The sequence below is a fragment of the Streptomyces sp. MspMP-M5 genome, from assembly GCF_000373585.1.
Lineage (GTDB): Bacteria > Actinomycetota > Actinomycetes > Streptomycetales > Streptomycetaceae > Streptomyces.
Window position 1 is genome coordinate 30,200 of record NZ_KB891853.1, and the last position, 16,697, is coordinate 46,896.

A 16,697-nucleotide genomic window follows, 5' to 3' on the forward strand; every position below is an offset into this window, starting at 1 on the left:
CGGTCATATGCTGGTCAGCACTGTCTCAACTTTCGGTCTCATGAAGTGGTCCGCCCCCGCTCCCCGTGGGCCCCGGAGCGCCGCACCACGGCGATCACCGCCAGGACCGCGACGGCGCCCAGCACCCCCGCGGCGGGCATCACCGCCGGCAGCGGCGCGTACTGCGCGGCCACCCCGGCCAGCGCCATCGCCAACCCCATGAGCGTCATCCGGCCCGCCTGCATCACCGTCATCGCCTGCCCCAGCAGTTCCTCGGGGACCGCGGCGACGAACCACCGGTCGACGCCGAAGTTGTACGAGATGCTGGTGCCGGTCAGCACCAGCAGCACCAGGGCCCAGCCCAGCGACGGCCGGGCCGCGAACCCCAGGGACGGCAGCACCGCGAACACCCCCATGGGGAAGGTCAGCCGCTCCCGGGCCCGCGGCCCCAGCAGCGCCCCCACCAGGGTCTCGGCGACCACCGCCCCGACCGGCATCCCGCACATCAGCAGCCCCTGCCCGGCCGGCCCCACGCCCAGCTGGTCCCCGTACGGGACGAGCAGCGCCTCGGGGACGACCACGACCGCCGGCGGCACCCAGGTGAGCAGCAGCAGCGCCCGGACCCGCCGGTCGGCCAGCAGCCGCCGGACGCCGGCCACCGAGGCGCCCAGCAGCGCGCCACCCCCGTGTCCCCGCGCCGGGCGGGCGGTTGTCCCCAGCCGCAGCAGCAGCGCCGAGGCGGTGAACGTCGCCGCGGTGATCCCGAGCACCGCCCCGGGCTTCACGGCGGCCAGCAGCAGCCCCCCGGCGGCGAACCCGGCCAGCTGCGCGCCCTGGTTGACGATCCGGATCAGCGAGCGCCCCAGGACGAACAGGTCGCCCTCGCCGAGGATCTCGCCGAGCGTCCCCGCCCGGGTGCCGGCGAAGACCGGCGCGACCGCCGCGATCACGCAGCGCAGCCCCAGCAGGACCGCCACCGGCACCCCGGGCAGCACCATCACCGCGGCCGCCGCCGCACACACCGCGTCGCAGCAGACCAGCACGCGGCGGGCCGGGTACCGGTCGGCGACGGCCGACAGCAGGGTGCCGCCGACGACGTACGGCAGCAGGCCGAGCGCGAACGTCAACGCGCTGAGCAGCGGCGAGCCGGTGAGCCGGTAGACGAGGACGGAGAGCGCGAGCTCGCAGACCACCACGCCCAGGGAGGAGAGCAGATGGGCGGCGAAGACCCGGCGGAACTCGGGGACGGCGAAGACCGCGCGGTAACCCGTGCCGGCGGGCCCGGCGGCGCCGGACGGGCCGGGGGCGGGCGGGCAGGCGGCAGCGGGGCCCGGTCGTGCGGGCCCGGAAGGCGTCGGCATGGCGCCAGGCTGCCGGGGCCGCCCCGGGACCCGTAGTGTTTCGGCTCCAGCCGAATCCTGGGGAGGGGAGGGCCCGGCGGTGCCGTTGGAGCTGCATTTCGGCGCGGACGACCTGCTGCGAATCCGGTTCGCGATCTCGCCGCTGTGCGAGACCCACGAGGCGCTGCGGACGCTGCGGCGCACCGACCGGCACGGCTACCACCTGCCGTGGCTGCGGCGGATGCGGGAGCGGGCGGCGGGGCTGGACCTGTCGCCGCTGTGGCTGTTCATGCCGTCCCCGCGCCCCGGTTACACGCCCGATTTCCTGGGCCGGCCGCCCGAGGTGCCGCTGGCGGACTTTGCCGCCGAACTGGCGCGCCTGCGGGCCACCGATCCGGCCCTGGCCCGTGCCGAGATGGCCAAGTCGCTGGCCTGTACGCCCGGTGCGGCACAGTCGCCGCGCGGCCGGGCGGCGCTGGCGGACCCGGCGCGCGCGGTGCGGGAGCTGGCGGACCTCACCGAACGGGCCTGGGAGGCCCTGGTGGCGCCCGACTGGCCCCGACTGCGGGCTCTGCTGGAGGCCGAAATCGCCTACCGCTCGCACCAGTTGGCCAGCGGCGGCCTGCGCCGCCTGTTCACCGATCTGCATCCCCGGCTGTCCTGGTCGGACGACGGCACGCTGACCGTCCGCACCCGTACGGACTTCGCGCAGCTGCAGGACCTCGACGGCCGGGGTGTGCTGCTGCTGCCGAGCGTCTTCGTGTGGCCGGACGTGATCAGCGGCTTCGACCCGCCGTGGCAGCCGACCGTGATCTATCCGGCGCGCGGCATCGGCGGGCTGTGGCAGGAGCCGTCCGGCGGCCCGGCACTGGCGCGCCTGCTGGGCGCCAACCGGGCCGCGGTGCTCACCGCCCTGGACGCGCCGGCGACGACCTCGGCGCTGGCCCACCGGCTGGGCCTGGCCCCCTCGTCGGTCTCGGCACACCTGTCCGTACTGCGCGACGCCGGACTGCTGACCTCGCGCCGGCACGGACACCAGGTGCGCTACGAGCGGACGCCGCTGGGCATCGCCCTCCTGGCCGGCGGCTGACGGCCGGGCCCGTCAGGAGCCCTGCGTGTCCCGGGCCAGATGGCGCTCGACGGTCTCCACCTTCGAGGTGAGGCCGTCGGTGACGCCCGGCCGGATGTCGGCCTTCAGCACCAGCGAGACCCGCCCGGCGCGCGCCTCGACGGCGGCCACCGCGCGCTTGACGACGTCCATGACCTCGTCCCATTCGCCCTCGATCGAGGTGAACATGGCGTCGGTGCGGTTGGGCAGACCGGACTCGCGGACGACCCGGACGGCGTCGGCGACGTACTCGCCGACGTCCTCGCCGACGCCCAGCGGGCTCACGGAGAAGGCGACAATCATGCATTCACCGTGCCTTCCCGGCGGGCCCGGGCGGCGATCACCTGGGCCGCCTCCTCGCGCTTGAGCACCTTGTCCGCGTACAGGCCGCCGAACGGCAGCACCGCGAGGACGAAGAGGAACGCGACCCGCTTGAAGGGCCACTTGGTGCGGTTCCAGGCGTCCAGGAGCAGCACCAGGAAGATGGTGAACAGGATGCCGTGCAGCAGGCCGAGGGGCATGACGAGCTTGTCGTAGCCCAGGAAGATCCGGAAGCCCGTGCCGAATATCAGCAGCGCCGGGAAGGAGAGCGCCTCCGGGATGGATGCCAGGCGCAGTCGGTGCAGGGCGGCGGCGGTCTTGATGTCCACGGGAACCTCGTTCGGGCGGAGGGGAGGCGTCACATTGCTTGCGCAGCGGACATTGCTTGCGCAGCGGGATGCTTGTGCAAGAGTTCACAAGCATCCCGCCCCATTGTTACAGCCGCGCCGGCGATCACTGCGCCGGGGGCGGTGGTCCGCGGCGGTCCGCCCGCACCGGCCGCCACGGCGATCGGCGCGGCCTCGGGGAACGATCAGGGACAAAGGTCGGGGTCGGCTCCGGGACGAAAGCCCTGTCCCGGCCCGCCCCCGCCGACTACCGTCTGATCCGTGGCTCAGTTTCGGCTCCAGGGGAGCAAGGTGCTCGCCGTCGACCTGACCGGCGACGCCGTCAAGGCGAAGAACGGCGCGATGGTCGCGTACGACGGCACCATGACCTTCAAGAAGATGACCGGCGGCGGCGAGGGGCTGCGCGGCATGGTCACCCGGCGGCTGACGGGTGAGCAGATGACGGTGATGGAGGTGAAGGGCAAGGGCACCTGCTATTTCGCCGACCGCGCGAGCGAGATCAACCTCGTCGGCCTCCAGGGCGAGAAGCTGTTCGTGGAGGCGAGCAACCTGCTGTGCACGGAGGCGACGCTGCACACCGGCACGACGTTCACCGGCCTGCGCGGCGCCTCGCAGGGCAACGGCCTGTTCACCACCACCGTGGAGGGCCACGGACAGGCCGCGCTGCTCTCCGACGGCCCGGCCGTGGTGCTGCGGGTCACCCCGCAGTACCCCCTCCAGGTCGACCCGGGCGCGTATGTCGCGCACACCGGGCGGCTGACGCAGCACTTCCAGTCCGGAGTGAATTTCCGCACCTTCCTCGGCGAGGGCTCCGGCGAGGCGTTCCAGATCCGCTTCGAGGGCGAGGGACTGGTCTACGTGCAGCCCAGCGAGCGCAACACCGTGGGCGGTGAGGTCTGATGCCGTTCACGGCCGTCAACTCCCGCATGGTGCAGGCCACGATCACCCCCGGCCGGCGGCTGTTCAGCCAGCGCGGCGCGATGCTCGCCTACCGCGGCGAGGTCGCCTTCACCCCCGACATCCAGGGCGGCCAGGGCGGCCTCGGCTCCATGATCGGCCGCCGCATCGCCGGCGAGGCGACGCCCCTGATGACCGTGGAGGGGAGTGGCACGGTCATGTTCGGCCACGGCGGCCACCACGTCCACGTCGTCGACCTCACCGGCGACACGCTCTACGTGGAGGCCGACCGCCTGCTGGCCTTCGACGGCTCGCTCGCCCAGGGCACGATGTTCATGGGCGCGCAGGGCGGCGTGATGGGCATGGTGCGCGGACAGGTCACCGGCCAGGGCCTGTTCACCACCACCCTGAAGGGCCACGGCTCGGCCGCGGTGATGGCGCACGGCGGCGTCATCGAGCTGCCGATCACCCCGCAGCGCCCCGTCCACGTCGACCCGCAGGCGTATGTCGCCCACCGCGGCGACGTCCGCAACCGCCTGTCCACCGCGATCGGCTGGCGCGAGATGATCGGCCGCGGCTCGGGCGAGGCGTTCCAGCTGGAACTGTCCGGCCAGGGCACCGTCTTCGTACAGGCGTCGGAGGAGAAGCTGTGACCGGTCCCGTGATCCACGACGTCCACACCCTCCCCGCCGACGACAACGTCAACCCGTACGCCTTCAGCGTCGACCTCGACGGCCGGTGGTTCCTCCAGAAGGGGAAGATGATCGCCTACTACGGGCAGATCGACTTCCACGGCATCGGATACGGCCGCCTGGACCGCCTGATCGCCGCGAGTTTCCATTCGCCACTGCACGCCGCGGACTGGGTGGTCGCCGAGGGCCGCGGAAAGATGCTCCTCGCAGACCGGTCCTTCGACATCAACTCCTACGACCTGGATGAGGGCAACCTCACTGTTCGCTCGGGCAACGTGCTCGCGTTTCAGCCATCTCTCTCCCTGAAGCAGTCGATCATCCCGGGCTTCCTCACCCTCATCGGCACCGGCAAGTTCGTGGCCGCTTCCAACGGCCCGGTCGTCTTCGCCGAACCGCCGATCCGGGTGGACCCGCAGGCCCTCGTCGGCTGGGCCGACTGCCCCTCCCCCTGCCACCACTACGACCACCGGTACCTGCGGGGATTCCTGGGCGGCCTGCGCGCCCACACCGGCCTCGGCGGCGCCTCCGGCGAGGAGCACCAGTTCGAGTTCACCGGCGCCGGCACGGTGCTGCTCCAGTCCACCGAGCAGCTGATGGCGGAGCGGCCGACGGGCGCGCCGCCCACCGAGGAGGGCGTCCCGGGCGGTGGCGTCCAGGCGCCGGAAAGTGGCTCACAACTGCCGCAGCTGCCCGGTGGCCTGGGGGGCCTCCAGCGCCGCTTCGGGCTGTGAACGGTAGTCTGCGGACGGTGACCTCGAACGTCTGACCAACGGCGGGGCCCGGCCTGGCGCCTTACGCAACGTCAAACGTCACACGCCATGACTAATTCATTATTCAACTTTCACGGGTAGAATTCATCCATGACGACCGACAGCGACACTCCCTGGCTGACCGACCAGGAGCAGCGCGCCTGGCGCACCCATCTGGACGTCAGCAGACTGCTGATGCACCAACTGGAGCGCGATCTCCAGCCGTTCGGCCTGACGAACAACGACTACGAGATCCTGGTCAACCTCTCCGAGGCCGAGGACCACCGGCTGCGGATGAGCGACCTGGCCGCCAGCACCCTGCAGTCCAAGAGCCGCCTCTCGCACCAGATCACCCGCATGGAGAACGCGGGCCTCGTGCGCCGCGAGAGCTGCGAGTCGGACCGCCGTGGCCTCTACGCCGTCCTCACCGAGCAGGGCTGGGAGACGATGCGCCGCGTCGCCCCGCACCATGTCGCCTCGGTCCGCCGCCACTTCATCGACCTCTTCAGCGCCGACGACCTCGACGCCCTCCGCGCCTCCCTCGCCCCCGTGGCCGAACACCTCCGCAAACACCGCGGCAACCCCTGACCGATTGCACAGATCGCCGCCGCCGCAACGCGCGAGGGCCGGCCCCCGGCCGCCGCCCGGCCCCCGTCACCCCCCGTTCGTCAGCCCCTCCACCAGTTCGTCCGCTGCGCGGTAGGGGTCCGTCTCGCCGGCGACGATGCGTTCGGCCAGCGCGTCGAGGTGGCGGTCGCCGGACAGGTCGCCGATGCGGGAGCGCAGCGTGGTGACGGCGATCGTCTCGACCTCGCGGGCCGCGCGGGCCAGCCGGCGCCGCGCGAGGACGCCGTGCTCCTCCATCCAGGCGCGGTGCTTCTCAAGGGCTTCGAGGACCTCGTCGACACCCTCGGCGCGGGCCGCCACCGTCTTGACGATCGGCGGCCGCCAGTCACCGGGCGCGCGGGCCTCGCCCAGGCCCAGCATGTGGTTCAGCTCGCGCGCCGTGGCGTCGGCGCCGTCCCGGTCGGCCTTGTTGACGACGTAGACGTCACCGATCTCCAGGATTCCGGCCTTGGCGGCCTGGATGCCGTCGCCCATGCCGGGGGCCAGCAGCACCACGCTGGTGTCGGCCTGGGAGGCGATCTCGACCTCGGACTGGCCGACGCCGACGGTCTCCACCAGGATCACGTCGCAGCCGGCGGCGTCCAGCACCCGGATGGCCTGCGGGGCGGCCCAGGCCAGCCCGCCGAGGTGGCCGCGGGTGGCCATCGAGCGGATGTAGACGCCGGGGTCCGAGGCGTGTTCCGACATCCGCACGCGGTCGCCCAGCAGGGCGCCGCCGGAGAACGGCGAGGACGGGTCGACGGCGAGCACGCCGACCCGTTTGCCGGCCTTGCGGTAGGCGCTGACCAGCGCGGACGTCGTGGTGGACTTGCCGACGCCGGGCGAGCCGGTGAGCCCGACCACGTACGCGCCGCCGGTGAGCGGCGCCAGCGTCGCCATCACCTCGCGCAGCTCCGGCGCCGCTCCCTCGACGAGGGAGATCAGCCGGGCCACCGCCCTCGGGCGGCCCTGCCGGGCCTGTTCCACCAGCTGGGGGACGTCCACCATCGCGCTCGGCTCCTTCGACCTCGACTCACTGGCTGGTACGCGCTGCTCCCGCGCCGCGCGCCGGCTGCCGTCCGGCGCGCGGGCCCGTCACTTGCCCGGTACGCGGAGGATCAGCGCGTCACCCTGGCCGCCGCCCCCGCACAGGGCGGCCGCGCCGATCCCGCCGCCGCGCCGGCGCAGTTCCAGCGCGAGGTGCAGCACGATACGGGCGCCGGACATGCCGATCGGGTGCCCCAGCGCGATGGCACCACCGTTGACATTCACCTTTTCCGGGGAAACCCCGAGATCCTTCATTGACTGCACGGCGACCGCCGCGAACGCCTCGTTGATCTCGATCAGGTCGAGGTCGGCGACGTCCAGGCCGTCCTTGGCGAGCGCGTGCCTTATGGCGTTGGAGGGCTGCGACTGGAGGGAGTTGTCGGGGCCGGCGACGTTGCCGTGCGCGCCGATCTCGGCGATCCACTCCAGGCCCAGCTCCTGCGCCTTGGCCTTGCTCATCACGACCACGGCGGCGGCGCCGTCGGAGATCTGCGAGGAGCTGCCCGCGGTGATCGTGCCGTCCTTGGCGAAGGCCGGGCGGAGCTTGCCGAGGCTCTCCGCGGTGGTCTCGGCGCGGATGCCCTCGTCCTTGCTGAAGAGCACCGGGTCGCCCTTGCGCTGCGGGATCTCCACGGGGGTGATCTCCGCCTCGAACAGGCCGTTCTTCTGGGCGGCGGCGGCCCGCTGGTGGGACAGCGCGGCGATCTCGTCCTGCTCGGCCCGGCCCAGGCCGAGGCGGGTGTTGTGCTTCTCGGTCGACTCGCCCATCGCGATGCCCTCGAAGGCGTCGGTGAGGCCGTCGTGGGCCATCGCGTCGAGCATCTCCACCGCGCCGTACTTGAAGCCCTCGCGGGACTTGGGCAGCAGGTGCGGGGCGTTGGTCATGGACTCCTGGCCGCCCGCCACGACGATGTCGAACTCGCCGGCGCGGATGAGCTGGTCGGCCAGGGCGACGGCGTCGAGGCCGGAGAGGCAGACCTTGTTGACGGTCAGTGCGGGGACGTTCATGGGGATGCCGGCCTTGACCGCGGCCTGGCGCGCCGGGATCTGCCCGGCCCCGGCCTGCAGCACCTGCCCCATGATCACGTACTGGACCTGGTCGCCGCCGATCCCCGCGCGGTCCAGCGCCGCCTTGATGGCCACTCCGCCGAGGTCGGCCCCGGAGAAGCTGCGCAGCGAGCCGAGCAGGCGGCCCATGGGGGTGCGCGCCCCGGCCACGATCACGGAGGTGGTGCCGTTCGTTGCAGACATACGATGCGGCCTTCCTTTGCAGGGAAGTTAACGAGGGTTCCCGTCAATGTACTGAGGGGTAGTCGCCGGGTCACCGGCAAGCGGGTGTGATCGCGCGCACGTTGCGTAACCAGCCGTGCGAGCGGTGCACTGGAGCCATGCTGACGCGAATCGACCACATCGGGATCGCCTGTTCCGACCTCGACCGGACCGTCGAGTTCTACCGTGCCACGTATGGCTTCGAGGTGTTCCACACCGAGGTCAACGAGGAGCAGGGGGTCCGCGAGGCGATGCTCAAAATCAACGAGACCCCGGACGGCGGCGCCTCGTACCTGCAGTTGCTGGAGCCGATCCGCCAGGACTCGGCGGTGGGCAAGTGGCTGGCGAAGAACGGCGAGGGGGTGCACCACATCGCGTTCGGCACGGAGGACGTGGACGGTGACGCCGAGGCCGTGCGCGGCAAGGGTGTCCGGGTGCTCTACGACCAGCCGCGGCGCGGTTCGATGGGGTCGCGGATCACCTTCCTGCACCCCAAGGACTGCCACGGTGTGCTGACCGAACTCGTCACCGCGGCGCCTCCGGACGCGACTGACCACTGACCTTCCGCTTCCCCGGCCGGTAGAGTGCAGCTTCGGCCGGGGAACGGGAATGGGGCTCGGTCCATACTCTGCCGATGATCTGACACCATTTCTTCGGAAGGGTCAGCTCCGAAGGGCGCGAGTTCGGTACACCGTGGGGTGTGCGGAACCTGCGCCGCAGGGCCGGAGCCGGCCGCCGCCATGACCAGGGGACGGATGGGACCGCGCAGTGCGGGGCAACGAGCGCCAGGAGCGTCAGTGGGCTGAGGCCGACCACCTCTCGCAGTTCGAAGCCGAGATGGAGCGGCTGAAGACCGAGCGGGACAGGGCCGTCCAGCACGCCGACGACCTCGGGTATCAGGTCGAGGTGCTGCGCGCCAAGCTCCACGAGGCGCGGCGCAACCTCGCCTCCCGGCCTGCCTACGACAATCTCAGTCACCAGGCCGAACAGCTGCTGCGCAATGCGCAGATCCAGGCCGACCAGCTGCGCTCGGACGCCGAGCGGGAGCTGCGCGAGGCGCGGGCGCAGACCCAGCGGCTGCTGCAGGAGTCCGCCGAGCGGCAGGCCCGTATGGAGGCCGAGCTGCATGCCGAGGCGGTCAACCGCCGCCAGCGGCTGGACGAGGAGCTCAACGAGCGCCGTCAGACGGTCGAGTCGCACGTCAACGAGAACGTGGCGTGGGCGGAGCAGCTGCGGGCCCGTACGGAGTCCCAGGCGCGCCGGCTGATGGAGGAGTCGCGGGCGGAGGCCGAGCAGGCGCTGGCGGCGGCGCGCGCCGAGGCGCAGCGGCTCGCGGACCGGGCCCGGGAGCGGCTGGGGACGGCCGCCGAGGAGGCCCGTGCCGAGGCGGAGTCCATCCTGCGCCGGGCGCGGACGGATGCCGAGCGGCTGCTGAACGCCGCGTCGAGCCAGGCGCAGGAGGCGACGGACCAGGCGGAGCAGTTGCGCTCGGCTGCGGGGACGGAGTCGGAGGAGGCGCGCCGGCTGGCGGCCGAGTTGACGCGGGCCGCCGAGGAGCGGGTGCGGGAGGCCGACGGCGCGCTGCGGGAGGCGCGGGCCGAGGCGGAGAAGCTGCTGGAGGAGGCGCAGCAGTCGGCGGCGAAGCGGCTGTCGACCGCGGAGTCGGAGAACGAGCAGCGCGCGCGGACCGCCAAGGCGGAGGTGGCCCGGCTGGTGGCCGAGGCGACCAAGGAGGCCGAGGCGCTGAAGGCGGAGGCCGAGCAGCTGCGGGCGGATGCCCGGGCGGAGTCGGAGCGGCTGCTTTCGGAGGCGCAGGAGGCGGCGCGGTCGAAGGCGGCGGAGGATTCCGCGGCGCAGTTGGCGAAGGCCGCGCGGTCCGCCGAGGAGATGGTGTCGAAGGCTGCGGAGGACGCCAAGGCCACGACGAAGGCCGCCGCCGAGGAGGCGGAGCGGCTGCGTCGGGAGGCCGAGGCGGAGGCGGACCGGCTGCGCGAGGAGGCGCACGACACCGCCGAGCAGCTCAAGGGCGCGGCGAAGAACGACACCAAGGAGTACCGCGCCAAGACCGCCGAGCTCCAGGAGGAGGCGCGGCGGCTGCGCGGTGAGGCGGAGCAGCTGCGGGCGGATGCGGTCGCCGAGGGCGAGCGGATTCGTGGTGAGGCGCGCCGGGAGGCGGTTCAGCAGATCGAGGAGGCGGCCGGGACCGCCGAGGAGCTGCTGGCGAAGGCCAAGTCGGATGCGGAGGAGACCCGTTCGGGCGCGGTCGCGGAGAGCGAGCGGGTGCGGACGGAGGCCATCGAGCGGGCGGCGGCGCTGCGTCGGCAGGCGGAGGAGGCGCTGGAGCGGGCTCGTGACGAGGCCGAGCAGCTGCTGCTGGAGGGTACGCAGGCCGCCGAGGAGCTGACGGGCGAGGCGGAGCAGAGCGCGGCGAAGCTGCGGGCCGAGGCCGAGGAGGCCGCCGAGGAGCGGCGGGCGGAGGCGCAGGCGGAGCTGGACCGGCTGCGGGCCGAGGCCGAGGAGAAGCTGGCGGCGGCGGAGGAGTCGCTGCGGGAGGCGCGTTCCGAGGCGGAGCGGCTGCGGCGGGAGACGCAGGAGGAGGCGGCCCGGCTCAAGGCGGAGGCCGCGGAGCGGCGCCGGTCGCTGCAGCAGCAGGCCGAGGAGGAGGCCGAGCGGCTGCGCGAGGAGGCGGCCGGGGATGCGTCGGCGGCGCGTGCGGAGGCCGAGGCGGCGGCGGGGCGGCTGCGGAGCGAGGCCGCGGCGGAGGCCGAGCGGCTGAAGGCGGAGGCGCAGGAGACCGCGGACCGGGTGCGTGCGGAGGCGGCTGCGGCCGCGGAGCGTACGGGCGCGGAGGCGGCGGAGGCGCTGGCCGAGGCGCAGGAGGAGGCGGCGCGCCGGCGTCGGGAGGCCGAGCAGCTGCTGGCGGAGGCGCGTGAGGAGGCGCACCAGGAGCGGACGGCCGCGCGGGAGCAGAGCGAGGAGTTGCTGGCGTCGGCCCGTACGCGGGTGGGCGAGGCGCAGGCGGAGGCCGAGCGGCTGGTCGAGGAGGCGGACCGGCGGGCGGCGGAGCTGGTGGCGGCGGCCGAGCAGACCGCGCAGCAGGTGCGGGACGCGGTGGCGGGGCTGCACGAGCAGGCCAACGAGGAGATCGCGGGGCTGCGTTCGGCGGCGGAGCATGCCGCGGAGCGGACGCGGACCGAGGCGCAGGAGGAGGCGGACCGGGTCCGCGCGGATGCCTACGCCGAGCGGGAGCGTGCGTCGGAGGACGCGGCGCGGGTGCGTCGGGAGGCGCAGGAGGCGACGGAGGCCGCCAAGTCGCTTGCCGAGCGGACGGTTTCGGAGGCGATCGAGGAGGGCGAGCGGCTGCGGTCGGAGGCGGCCGGGGTGCTCGACGGGGCGCGCCGGGACGCCGACGCGGCGCGGTCGGAGGCCGCGGAGCAGGCCGACCGTCTGGTGTCGGAGGCGACGGCCGAGGCCGAGGAGCTGGTCGCGGAGGCCACCGCGAAGGCGGAGGAGCTGCGGTCGGAGGCGGACGGGCTCCTGGACGGGGCGCGCCGGGACGCCGACGCGGCGCGGTCGGAGGCCGCGGAGCAGGCCGACCGTCTGGTGTCGGAGGCGACGGCCGAGGCCGAGCGGCTGGTCGCGGAGGCGACGGCGAAGGCCGGGAAGCTGGTCGGGGACGCCACGGCGAAGGCGCAGCAGCTGCGTACGGACGCGTCGGACGCGTTGGCGTCGGCGGAGCAGGACGCGGCGCGGGCGCGGGCCGAGGCGCGCGGCGATGCGAACCGGATGCGGTCGGAGGCGGCGGAGCAGTCGGAGCGGCTGCTGGGCGAGGCCCGTACGGAGGCCGAGCGGATCGTCACCGAGGCGGCGGAGCTGACGTCTTCGGCGCAGGACGACGCGGATCGCGCGGTGCGGGAGGGTCAGGAGGCCGCGGAGCGGCTGCGGGCCGAGGGTGAGCAGCGGGCGCAGCGGATGGTGGCGGAGGCCACCGAGGCGGCGGAGCGGCTGCGGGCCGAGGCGGCCGAGGCGCTGGAGAGTGCCCGTGCCCAGGCCGAGCAGACGGCCGACGAGGCGCGTGCGGCGGCGAACCGGACCCGGGCCGAGGCGGCGGCGCAGGCCGACGAGTTGGTCGCGGAGGCGGCCGGCGAGGCGGAGCGGCTGCGGTCGGAGGCGGCGGAGCGGACCGCGGAGGCGGAGCGGGCGGCGGACCGTGCCCGGGCCGATGCCCGTGAGCAGGCGGACCGGATGGTCGCGACGGCGACGGCGGAGGCGGATCGGCTGCGGGCCGAGGCCGCGGAGACCGTGACGGCGGCGCAGGAGCACGCGGCGCGGACGCGGGCGGAGTCGGCGAAGGTCCGGGCGGATGCGGAGGAGGCCGCCGAGCAGCTGCGTGCCGAGGCGCAGGAGGAGTCGGACCGGCTGCTGGACGAGGCGCGCAAGGATGCCGCGAAGCGGCGGGGCGACGCGGCGGAGCAGGCCGACGAGTTGGTCGCCAAGGCGCAGGAGGAGGCGCTGAAGACGGCGACGGGCGCGGAGGAGCAGGCCGACGCGATGGTCGGGGCGGCGCGCAAGGAGGCCGACCGGATCGTCATGGAGGCCACGGCCGAGGGCAACGCCCGGGTGGAGAAGGCCCGTACGGACGCGGACACGCTGCTGAGCGAGGCGCGGCGGGACGCGACGGCCATAAGGGAGCGCGGGGAGGAGCTGCGGGTCCGGGTCGAGGCCGAGGTCGAGGAGTTGCACGAGCGGGCCCGCCGGGAGTCGGCGGAGGCGATGAAGAACGCCGGCGAGCGGGTGGACAAGCTGATCGCGCAGGCGACCGCGCAGCAGGTGGAGGCCGAGGAGAAGGCCGACAAGCTGATGGCGGACGCCAACAGCGAGGCGAGCAAGGTGCGGATCGCGGCGGTGAAGAAGGCCGAGGGCCTGATCAAGGAGGCCGAGAACAAGAAGGCCGAGGCGGTGCGCGACGCGGAGCGGATGCGGGCCGAGGCGAAGGAGGAGGCCGCGCGGATCGTGGCGGAGGGCAAGCGCGAGCTGGAGGTGCTGGCGCGCCGTCAGCAGGACATCAACACCGAGATCTCCCGTGTCCAGGACGTGCTGGAGGCGTTGGAGTCGTTCGAGGTGCCTGCGCAGGGCGGGGACGGGAAGGGCGGGGCGGTGAAGGCCGCCGCGGGGGCCGGGACAACTCGTTCGAGTGGCAAGCCGTCTGAAGGGTAGCCACTCAAATGAGGGGTCATTCTCCACTTCAAACGCGCAATGGCTCGATGACACGCCGTTAAGGCCCCTAGGATTCTCCTTATCACCTCACCGGTCTCTTTCGACAGGAACCCCATGAGCGACACTTCCTCCCCCTTCGGCTTCGAGCTCGTGCGGCGTGGGTACGACCGCGGTCAGGTGGATGACCGCATTACGAAACTGGTCGCGGACCGCGACAGTGCGCTGGCCCGTATCACCTCGCTGGAGAAGCGCATCGAGGAGCTGCACCTCGAGACGCAGAACGCCCAGGCTCAGGTCACCGACGCCGAACCCTCCTACGCGGGCCTCGGGGCGCGCGTGGAGAAGATCCTCCGCCTGGCGGAGGAGGAGGCCAAGGAGCTGCGCGAGGAGGCCCGTCGGGCCGCCGAGCAGCACCGCGAGCTGGCCGAGTCGGCCGCCCAGCAGGTCCGTAACGACGCCGAGCAGTTCGCCGTGGAGCGGAAGGCGAAGGCGGAGGACGAGGGCTCCCGGATCGTCGAGAAGGCGAAGGGCGAGGCGGCCTCGCTGCGCGCCGAGGCGCAGAAGGACGCCCAGTCCAAGCGCGAGGAGGCGGACGCCCTCTTCGAGGAGACCCGCGCCAAGGCCGCGCAGGCCGCCGCGGACTTCGAGACGAATCTGGCCAAGCGCCGCGAGCAGTCCGAGCGGGATCTGGCGTCGCGTCAGGCGAAGGCGGAGAAGCGGCTGGCGGAGATCGAGCACCGGGCGGAGCAGCTGCGTCTGGAGGCGGAGAAGCTGCGGACGGACGCGGAGCGCCGGGCCCGGCAGACGGTGGAGACCGCGCAGCGGCAGGCCGAGGACATCGTGGCGGACGCCAATGCCAAGGCCGACCGGATCCGCAGCGAATCGGAGCGGGAGCTGGCGGCGCTCACCAACCGCCGCGACTCGATCAACGCGCAGCTGACCAACGTCCGGGAGATGCTGGCGACGCTGACGGGTGCGGCGGTGGCCGCGGCCGGTGCGCCGGGCGACGAGGAGTCGGTGACCCGCGGGGTGCCGGCCCAGCAGAGCCGCTGACGCGCCGGAAGGTTTCGGGCAGTCCGTTCGTGCCCCCGTATCGCCGTTGTGGCGGTGCGGGGGCACGGTCGTGCGGGGGGGGCGGGGGCGGTCCTCCGGGCGGCGCGTCCCGGTGGCGGGGGTCCGGGGGCGCGCCTAGCGTGCTGTGCATGATCGAGTTGGCGGGGCTGACGAAGCACTACGGCGACACGGTCGCGGTGGACGGGCTGACGTTCACGGTGCGGCCGGGCATCGTCACCGGCTTCCTCGGTCCCAATGGTGCGGGGAAGTCCACCACCATGCGGATGGTGCTCGGTCTGGACAATCCGACGGCCGGTTCGGTGCGGATCGACGGGCGGCACTACCGGGAGTTGCGGAATCCGCTGACGTATGTGGGGGCGCTGCTGGACGCGCGGGCGGTGCACGGCGGGCGGAGCGCGGTGAACCATCTGCGGTGTCTGGCGCAGAGCAACGGCATTCCGTCGTCGCGGGTGGCGGAGGTGCTGCATCTGGTGGGGTTGACGTCGGTGGCCCGGCGGCGGTCGAAGGGTTTTTCGCTGGGGATGGGGCAGCGGTTGGGGATCGCGGCGGCGCTGCTCGGCGATCCGCGGATCCTGATGTTCGACGAGCCGGTCAACGGGCTGGATCCGGAGGGCATCCAGTGGATCCGGAATCTGATGAAGACGCTCGCCTCGCAAGGGCGGACGGTGTTCGTGTCGTCGCATCTGATGAGCGAGATGGCGTTGACGGCGGAGCATCTGGTGGTGATCGGGCAGGGGCGGCTGCTGGCGGACACGTCCATGGCGGAGTTCATCCGGGAGAACTCGCGGTCGTATGTGCGGCTGCGGTGTCCGGAGCGGGAGCGGTTGCTGGAGGTGCTGTACGGGGAGGGCGTCCGGGCGGTGGCGGGGCCGCAGGGCGCGGTGGAGGTGGACGGGGTGCCGGCGGAGCGGCTGGGTGAACTGGCGGCCGCGCACCGGCTGGTGCTGCATGAGCTGAGTCCTCAACAGGCGTCGTTGGAGGAGGCGTTCATGCAGTTGACGGCGGGCGCGGTGCAGTACCACGCGCACCGTGCCGGGCCGGGCGGGGTGCCCCGGGGAGGGGGGCCGCCGCGGCCGGCGGTGCCGCAGGAGGCGTTCTCGAGTGGGCCGCCGCCGGGCGGTCGGGGGCAGGACTGGCACCGGAGGAGGAGCTGAGGATGGCGGTGGTCGGGCAGGGCCTGCGGTCGGAGTGGACGAAGATCCGGTCGGTGCGGTCGACGGTGTGGACGCTGGGTGTGGCGGTGGTGGTGACCCTCGTGGTGGGCGTGCTGATCTGCACGTTGGCCCGGAAGGACTTCGACTCGATGCCGGCCGAGCGGAGGTTCGCCTTCGATCCGACCAACATCAGCTTCGCCGGGATGGGGCTGGGGCAGCTGGCGATGATCGTGTTCGGGGTGCTGGTGGTGTCGAACGAGTACAGCACCGGGATGATCCGGGCGTCGCTGGCGGCGGTGCCGCAGCGCGGGGTGTTCCTCTTCTGCAAGCTGACGGTGGCCACCGCGCTGGTCCTCGTGGTCGGGATGGTGACGAGCTTCGCGACGTTCTTCGTGGGGCAGGCTGCGCTGGGCGAGCACCGGGCGTACCTGGGTGATCCGGGGGTGCTGCGGGCGGTGATCGGCGGCGGGCTGTACATGACGATGATGGCGCTGTTCTCGATGGCGGTGGCCACGATGCTGCGCAGTCCGATGCTGTCGCTGGGCATCCTGATGCCGTTCTTCTTCCTGGTGTCCAACATCCTGGCGAACGTGTCGGCGACCCGGAAGGTGGGCCGTTATCTCCCGGACCAGGCGGGTTCGCGGATCATGCAGGTGGTCACGCCGGTCGGCGACGACGCGCCGTACGGGCCCTGGGGCGGTTTCGCGATCATGGTGGGGTGGACGGTGGCCGCGCTGCTGGCCGGTTGTCTGCTGCTGAACCGGCGGGACGCCTGACGGCGCGGGACCGCCGGCCGCCGCCCCGGCTTTTGGCGGGAACCGTCAACACCCCGATAGCCTCATAACCCTCACGGGGGCACGAGGGCGCCTCTGCCCCGACCATCTCGCGAGGGGCGGA

At 73.0% G+C, this 16,697-nt stretch carries 15 protein-coding genes; 10 read left to right on the forward strand and 5 right to left on the reverse strand.

The genetic code is table 11. The features are described from left to right. Positions 1-38: 38 nt before the first annotated feature. Positions 39-1,340 (reverse strand): MFS transporter, encoded by a 1,302-nt coding sequence (locus tag B073_RS0100125; protein ID WP_018536055.1) that lies wholly within the window; start codon positions 1,338-1,340, stop codon positions 39-41. A 79-nt stretch (positions 1,341-1,419) separates the two neighbouring features. Between B073_RS0100125 and B073_RS0100130 the strand changes: the two genes are divergently transcribed. Then, complete coding sequence (locus tag B073_RS0100130; protein ID WP_018536056.1) at positions 1,420-2,409, forward strand: ArsR/SmtB family transcription factor; 990 nt, start codon at positions 1,420-1,422, stop codon at positions 2,407-2,409. A gap of 12 nt (positions 2,410-2,421) precedes the next feature. Here B073_RS0100130 and B073_RS0100135 read toward each other — a convergent pair whose 3' ends face one another. Then, the gene (locus tag B073_RS0100135; RefSeq protein ID WP_018536057.1) at positions 2,422-2,730 is read right to left on the reverse strand and encodes an MTH1187 family thiamine-binding protein; all 309 of its coding nucleotides are present in this window, start codon (positions 2,728-2,730) and stop codon (positions 2,422-2,424) included. Further along, entirely contained in the window at positions 2,727-3,077 is a 351-nt protein-coding gene (locus B073_RS0100140) for a DUF3817 domain-containing protein (protein ID WP_018536058.1), read from the reverse strand. The genes B073_RS0100135 and B073_RS0100140 overlap by 4 nt, the downstream gene beginning before the upstream one ends. Before the next feature lie 279 nt (positions 3,078-3,356). On the opposite strand from B073_RS0100140, the gene B073_RS0100145 reads away from it, so the two are divergent. From B073_RS0100145 to B073_RS0100160, 4 genes are all read left to right on the forward strand, one after another. Then, on the forward strand, positions 3,357-3,995 hold the full coding sequence (locus tag B073_RS0100145) for an AIM24 family protein (protein WP_026246906.1): 639 nt from the start codon (positions 3,357-3,359) through the stop codon (positions 3,993-3,995). Continuing rightward, entirely contained in the window at positions 3,995-4,645 is a 651-nt protein-coding gene (locus B073_RS0100150; RefSeq protein ID WP_018536060.1) for an AIM24 family protein, read from the forward strand. Before B073_RS0100145 ends, B073_RS0100150 begins: the two co-directional genes overlap by 1 nt. Further along, on the forward strand, positions 4,642-5,415 hold the full coding sequence (locus B073_RS0100155) for an AIM24 family protein (protein ID WP_018536061.1): 774 nt from the start codon (positions 4,642-4,644) through the stop codon (positions 5,413-5,415). Before B073_RS0100150 ends, B073_RS0100155 begins: the two co-directional genes overlap by 4 nt. 129 nt (positions 5,416-5,544) lie before the next feature. Continuing rightward, the gene (locus B073_RS0100160) at positions 5,545-6,021 is read left to right on the forward strand and encodes a MarR family winged helix-turn-helix transcriptional regulator (RefSeq protein ID WP_018536062.1); all 477 of its coding nucleotides are present in this window, start codon (positions 5,545-5,547) and stop codon (positions 6,019-6,021) included. Between the two features lie 66 nt (positions 6,022-6,087). On the opposite strand, the gene meaB is transcribed toward B073_RS0100160, so the two are convergent. Continuing rightward, positions 6,088-7,047 carry a methylmalonyl Co-A mutase-associated GTPase MeaB gene (gene meaB, locus B073_RS0100165; protein ID WP_018536063.1) on the reverse strand — a complete coding sequence of 320 codons (960 nt, stop codon included), beginning with the start codon at positions 7,045-7,047 and terminating at the stop codon, positions 6,088-6,090. Between the two features lie 87 nt (positions 7,048-7,134). Then, entirely contained in the window at positions 7,135-8,310 is a 1,176-nt protein-coding gene (locus B073_RS0100170; RefSeq protein WP_026246907.1) for an acetyl-CoA C-acetyltransferase, read from the reverse strand. 164 nt (positions 8,311-8,474) lie between these two features. Between B073_RS0100170 and mce the strand changes: the two genes are divergently transcribed. The 5 genes from mce to B073_RS0100195 all read left to right on the forward strand — a co-directional run bounded on the left by mce (position 8,475) and on the right by B073_RS0100195 (position 16,576). Continuing rightward, complete coding sequence (mce, locus tag B073_RS0100175) at positions 8,475-8,915, forward strand: methylmalonyl-CoA epimerase (RefSeq protein WP_018536065.1); 441 nt, start codon at positions 8,475-8,477, stop codon at positions 8,913-8,915. A 208-nt stretch (positions 8,916-9,123) separates the two neighbouring features. After that, positions 9,124-13,572, forward strand: coding sequence for a polarized growth protein Scy (gene scy / locus B073_RS0100180; RefSeq protein WP_018536066.1), 4,449 nt, complete (start codon positions 9,124-9,126; stop codon positions 13,570-13,572). A 114-nt stretch (positions 13,573-13,686) separates the two neighbouring features. Continuing rightward, positions 13,687-14,625 carry a cellulose-binding protein gene (locus B073_RS0100185; RefSeq protein ID WP_018536067.1) on the forward strand — a complete coding sequence of 313 codons (939 nt, stop codon included), beginning with the start codon at positions 13,687-13,689 and terminating at the stop codon, positions 14,623-14,625. 149 nt (positions 14,626-14,774) lie between these two features. After that, positions 14,775-15,800 carry an ABC transporter ATP-binding protein gene (locus tag B073_RS0100190; RefSeq protein ID WP_026246908.1) on the forward strand — a complete coding sequence of 342 codons (1,026 nt, stop codon included), beginning with the start codon at positions 14,775-14,777 and terminating at the stop codon, positions 15,798-15,800. Positions 15,801-15,802: 2 nt separating this feature from the next. Next, positions 15,803-16,576 (forward strand): ABC transporter permease, encoded by a 774-nt coding sequence (locus tag B073_RS0100195; protein ID WP_018536069.1) that lies wholly within the window; start codon positions 15,803-15,805, stop codon positions 16,574-16,576. The last annotated feature ends 121 nt before the right edge of the window (positions 16,577-16,697 follow it).

Excerpts from the sequence above, each read along its gene's own strand:
- B073_RS0100195 (WP_018536069.1), top strand. The coding sequence starts at position 15,803 with ATGGCGGTGGTCGGGCAGGGCCTGCGGTCGGAGTGGACGAAGATCCGG.
- meaB (WP_018536063.1), bottom strand. The coding sequence starts at position 7,047 with ATGGTGGACGTCCCCCAGCTGGTGGAACAGGCCCGGCAGGGCCGCCCG.
- B073_RS0100185 (WP_018536067.1), top strand. The coding sequence starts at position 13,687 with ATGAGCGACACTTCCTCCCCCTTCGGCTTCGAGCTCGTGCGGCGTGGG.
- B073_RS0100125 (WP_018536055.1), bottom strand. The coding sequence starts at position 1,340 with ATGCCGACGCCTTCCGGGCCCGCACGACCGGGCCCCGCTGCCGCCTGC.
- B073_RS0100160 (WP_018536062.1), top strand. The coding sequence starts at position 5,545 with ATGACGACCGACAGCGACACTCCCTGGCTGACCGACCAGGAGCAGCGC.
- B073_RS0100135 (WP_018536057.1), bottom strand. The coding sequence starts at position 2,730 with ATGATTGTCGCCTTCTCCGTGAGCCCGCTGGGCGTCGGCGAGGACGTC.
- mce (WP_018536065.1), top strand. The coding sequence starts at position 8,475 with ATGCTGACGCGAATCGACCACATCGGGATCGCCTGTTCCGACCTCGAC.
- B073_RS0100150 (WP_018536060.1), top strand. The coding sequence starts at position 3,995 with ATGCCGTTCACGGCCGTCAACTCCCGCATGGTGCAGGCCACGATCACC.
- B073_RS0100190 (WP_026246908.1), top strand. The coding sequence starts at position 14,775 with ATGATCGAGTTGGCGGGGCTGACGAAGCACTACGGCGACACGGTCGCG.